The 5,587-nt window shown below is 38.4% G+C and carries 4 protein-coding genes; all 4 read right to left on the minus strand.

Going from position 1 to position 5,587, the window contains the following annotated elements:
* Positions 1-101 precede the first annotated feature (101 nt).
* Positions 102-869: an ABC transporter ATP-binding protein gene (locus tag MXE28_RS11105; protein ID WP_021842486.1), complete on the minus strand. Its 768-nt coding sequence runs from the start codon at positions 867-869 to the stop codon at positions 102-104.
* 9 nt (positions 870-878) lie between these two features.
* A complete protein-coding gene (locus MXE28_RS11110; RefSeq protein ID WP_247240174.1) occupies positions 879-1,931 on the minus strand; it encodes an iron ABC transporter permease in 1,053 nt (350 codons plus the stop codon).
* Entirely contained in the window at positions 1,906-2,985 is a 1,080-nt protein-coding gene (locus MXE28_RS11115) for an ABC transporter substrate-binding protein (RefSeq protein ID WP_156705759.1), read from the minus strand. The genes MXE28_RS11110 and MXE28_RS11115 overlap by 26 nt, the downstream gene beginning before the upstream one ends.
* An 88-nt stretch (positions 2,986-3,073) precedes the next feature.
* Complete coding sequence (locus MXE28_RS11120) at positions 3,074-5,509, minus strand: TonB-dependent receptor (protein WP_247240175.1); 2,436 nt, start codon at positions 5,507-5,509, stop codon at positions 3,074-3,076.
* Positions 5,510-5,587 lie beyond the last annotated feature (78 nt).

Consider the following 5,587-nt stretch of genomic DNA (forward strand, 5'->3'; position numbering starts at 1 on the left):
GGTATTCACTATGGATTTTTTATATGTTCAATTTCAGTTTACAATTAACCATTAAATTAAATAAAAAAGTGTCATTATTTAGTTTTTAAGATAATTTAATACTATATAGTACTCTCAAATACTACATGAGGATATGTATTATCTGCAAAATAATGAACTGATGATTCAACACCATATAGCGTTTTTATAAAATCAACTGTCAATAATTCCTTGGGAGTTCCTTGACCTACCACATGCCCATCTTTAAGAGCTATCAAACGATGACAAAATTTAGCCGCTATATTCAAATCATGAACTGCCATCAAAGTAGTACGCTGTAATTTCTGAATAAGCTCCATTATTTCCAATTGATAGCGAATATCCAAATGATTGGTGGGCTCATCCAAAATTAGACACTCAGTATCTTGTGCCAATGCTCTCGCTAGAATAGTCCGCTGTTGTTCACCACCTGATAACGTATTAAAGCTTTGTTCCGCCTTTTCGAGCAGGCCTACTTTTGCCAAAGCTACTCTAGCCAATTCAAAATCATCTTTAGTATCACGCGACAACAGTTTTTTATAGGGAGCACGCCCCATCAAAACAATATCAATTACTTTAAAATCAAAATTATATATGTTATGTTGTGCCACTACGGCCATTTTTGAAGCTGTATCCCGATAGGATAATTCATCTATTAATTTACCGTCAATCGTAATTTTACCTTCATCCGGTTTTAACGTTCGATACACACACTTGAGAAAGGTGCTCTTACCGCTGCCGTTAGGACCGATAATTCCGAGGATTTCATTATTATATAATTCAATATTAATTCCTCGTAAAATATTCTTCTTACCGACGGACAACTGAATGTTTTGAGTACTAATTTCCATACCTTCACCTTAATTCCCAAATGAATAGGTTCTTTTAACTATTAAAAATACAAAGAACGGTGCCCCAATGACAGAAATAAGAATCCCAATCGGCAATTCTGCATGCGGCAATAAAATCCTACATAAAGCATCCGCTATAACCAAGAATATAGCTCCGACCAATGCCGAAAAAGGAATCAGCTTAATATGACCGGTTCCGACAAATAAACGAACCACATGCGGCACTAAAAGTCCTACAAAACCTATAATACCGGCTGAATATACAGCAAATCCGACAATTAGCGAACTCACTAACAAATGAATCTGTCTATATTTGTTAAGATCATAACCCAAAGTGATAGCTGCTTCATCGCCAACCAACATTAAATTAAGCATTCGACTTTGTAACCACAGAAACAATATAGAGCAAGCCATCACGACAGATAATACTTTTAATACGCCCCACGTTGCTCCGGCCATGCTTCCCATCATCCAAAATGCTATCGATTGCATAGCCTCTTTATTATTTGCAAAATATACAACTAAGCTTGTAAAAGAAGAGCACACTGCGCTCAAAGCTAAGCCTGCCAACAACAATTTAGTGGAATTTGCACGGCCACCCATATTGGCGATGAATATTACGCCTAACGAAATGGCGAAAGCACCCATAAAAGCCATAATGCCAACAGAATTATCACCAAAAGTAAATGAAAGGCCAAACAAAATAGCCACGGTCGCTCCCAATGAAGCTCCCGAAGAAATTCCTAAAATATAGGGGTCCGCTAAAGGATTTCGGACAATAGCCTGCATGACTACACCGCTAACGGCTAAGCCGGCACCGACTAGAGCCGCCATTAAAATTCTTGGGAAACGCAACAACCAAACAATATCATGAATTCCCCCTTGTCCCGGGGCCTCTATAGGCAATGAACTATTCCACCCGTTAACCAACGTCTCCCAAATAACTGAATTCGGTAATCTCACGTTTCCTATGGTGAGAGCTAAAAACACTGCTAACGCCAGTATTATCCCCAAAGTTAAAGCGGCCGTTGTGTATTTAGTTGCCTGTAACCAATTTTTCATGCGGCCCCTCCTTTGCCAATTCCGGATACAATCCATCTACAATAATTTGAATGCCGTCTTTAACCCGTATTCCCGGAGAATAAACGGCATACAACGGTAAAATTTTAATCGAATGATTTTTGACACTGGTTAAACTTTGTAAAGCAGGATTATTGTATAAACGAGCAACTATTTTATCGGCATTCTTATACTCCGACTCTACAATTACAACAAATAATACATCCGGATTCAAAGTTATCAGTTCCTCATAACCGGTACGCTCCTCTTGTGGCAATAAAAGTTCCCCGCCTACTTGTTCAATGATATTACCGGCTAATGTAGTTTCATTGTATAAGCGCAAGTCTTTGCCTTCCAACTCTACAATAAGAGCCAGGGGCTTTTTACCTTGTGAAAGTCCCAGTTCACGACCTTGATTAACCTGTTGCTCCAAACTCTGAACTAATTGTTTGGCTCTCTCTTCTCTATTAACGATTTCACCAATCTGAAGTATATACTCGTACTCTTCCGATAAAGTATGGTTTTTATTAAGCTTACGTCCATAAGAGCTTTGAGCTATATAAGTACCGATTTGCCTATCTTGATAAAACGCAGTATTCCCGAATACACTTCTGCCAAAGGTCGAATACCATCCCAAGATAAAGTCGGGTTCATTATATAAAACACTTTCTTTATCAGGCATCTGCATACTTTTATAAGGTATTTGATTATAGGCCTCACGATATTCAGGTGATATATATTCCGCATCTGGAACACCTATAGCGGCTATAATATCTTTACCTACTCCTAAGGCCAATAATGTTTCAATTGAGTTTTGCCAAACCGCTATAATCCTGTGCGGAGCTCGAGTATATCTAATAGTTTGCTCGGTTCCATCGGACATCAATTGCTTAATCTCTCTTGGATACCCTTCTTCTATTATTTTAGAGTCATACGTAATGCTGTCTCGATTAATACCTCTTTCAAATGCAGTTTCAGATTGTGAGTTTGTTCTACAGGCACTGCTGATAATGCATATGAAAATTAATAGTAAGCACAATGTATATTTCGTACGCAACCGTAGCAAACAACCAACTCCATTTCACATTGCACCGGCTAATAGCAGGAGTAGTAACTTTCACTATTCCTGCTATTACCGTAAAACTTTAGAAAGTATATCTTGTACCAACCATAATTTGACGAGCCGGCATAGCTGAACTACCGATACCATTCCATGCATTATACGATGTTTCGTATGCTTTATTGGTTAAGTTAGTGACAGTTACATAAGCAGTAATATCCTCGTTAAAGCTATAATTTAAGTTCCAATCAAGAATTAAGAAACTATTAGAGCTAAATGCTGTACGACTGGCACCGGTATACCAGTTAGCCAATAACCCGGTATATAATTTTCCACGCTCATAAGAAACATTCATCGTATAATGATTCTTTGGTCGTAAATTATTAATTCCCAAATTGATATCGGTAGAGTTATTATAGCCCCAGGATGGATCTAACGTGTAACCGCTTTTAGCATCCCAACGATCCTTCATATAGGAATAAGCCAAACCGATTCGTAAATTATCATTAACCTGATGATCTACGGTGATATTAAAAGATTGTTTTACTTCTTTAGCATTTACTGCCGTACTGGTGAATTTATCATTCGCTTCATCATAAATCGGAAGTTTGGCGATGGCATTGGACATATCGGTGTAATCATAGTTAACCCCTACGGTTGTTTTTTCATTAAAGGTCTTACTATAACCAACAGTCCAAGCGTTGCCTTTTTCATTTTCAAGTGCAGTTTTATAGATACCACTGGTTGCAGTATAGTCACCACTACGCAATGGTCTGAGTATATTAGTCCAACCAAAATACAAAGTACTGTTATCGTTAAAAAGATACTCTAAATTCAACGCCGGCGTAATAGCATTCGTGTTACCTTTCATATTGGTACTGCCGTTAGCCGACTCTCTTTTATAATCACTATAGTGAGCAAATCGTAATGCCGGTGTAATATCAAAGTTATCATTCACATGGATTTTATCCTGAACATAACCATAAATAGATTTACGCTCTACACGTGAGGTTGTTAGAGAATTATCTCTTTCGATGCGTTTAGAATAATTCTTGGCATTATCATAAGTAACACTGCCAATCATCTCATGCTTACCGAATGCTTTAGCATACTGCAATTGAATACCACGATTTTTTTCTTCATTCCAACTACGCGGTTCGCCGGCTTTACCGCCTGTTTCTTCAACCCATTTATCCAACGCTTCCTTATTGCCTGGAAATGGCGCTAAGTTTTGACTAATCCAATCACGCAACTGTTCATCTGATGCACCGCCCGGAAATGCCAAACGATAAGCATCTCTTAAATCAGCTGCCGTAACACCGGGTTTACGCCAATAATACAAGTCTCGACCTTCATAACGATATTCTTGATTATAGAGGCGAACAAAGCTTTCTAGACCGTTTTCTTCATCACGGTCAAACATAAACATAAATTCATAGTCATTACGTTTAAATTTACTGTAAGAATTATAACCGGCACCATCTAATGCATATAAATTGTGGTATCCGGGATTCTTAACATCACCGGCTAATGTTGAATTGCCAACGAGTACATTGCCTTCACCAAGTTGACCGACTGCTGCATTAAAAATAATGCGATTCCAATCATTTAAATTCCAGTATTTACGACTAGGCGTTGAAATTGGATAGCCATCCTTACCTGCTTTATAGGTATAAGAGAATTTAATACTTTGTTTTTCGTTTAAATCTTTATCTAAGCGGAGATTTACACCATCTTCACGCCATTTAGAGCCACCTAACGTTGCCGTTTCCCCAGTTCCGGAATCACGATATTTTGTATCCTGTGACATGGAGCGCATGCCCGCTACATAGTAACGCAACGGATTTTCGGCATCGGTACTGCCACTATAAGAGAACGAGTAATTATGACGATTCCAAGACCCGGTAGATACATCAATTGTGCCTAGATTTTCATTACCACCTTTTTTGGTAATAATATTAATAACACCGCCTAAAGCGTCCGAACCATATACAGAGGCTCCCGGACCTTTGATGACTTCTATTTTATCCACACTATTAATATTAATTAATTGGTCTATATTTACCCCGGTAGATTTACTTCCGGAAGCACTTGAACTGGATATTCTCGCACTGGCAGCATTATCAACACGTCGACCGTCAACTAATATAACTACACGCGTATCACCATTAATGGATACCCCGTTATTATAAAATTGAGAGCCATATTCACCGCCACGGTATCCCGGATTCTGAAATGTAACGCCCGGAACACGTTTAATAGCCTCGGTTAAATCAGCATAATGGCGCTTTTCAATTTCTTCACTAGTGATTACTTTTACATCACCGCCGGTACGATAATATGACTGTTCCGTTACCGTATCACCAAATTTGTTTTTTGTTTGATCCGCTGTAACAACCACAGTCCCTAAACTATACTCAGTTAAATTTTCATCGAAAGCGGCCTCAACCGGATGATAATTTCCTGCCATCCCAATAAGATACATTGCTACCATAATTACCAAGCGTTGATGTCTACGCATAAAAAACCTCCTAAATTCCTAAACTGAACCGACCCCTTAAAGTTAGACCTAAAAATCTAATTTTAAGGAGGTCGGTTT

The sequence above is a fragment of the Veillonella sp. KGMB01456 genome (genome assembly GCF_023051165.1).
Classification (GTDB): Bacteria; Bacillota; Negativicutes; order Veillonellales; family Veillonellaceae; genus Veillonella_A.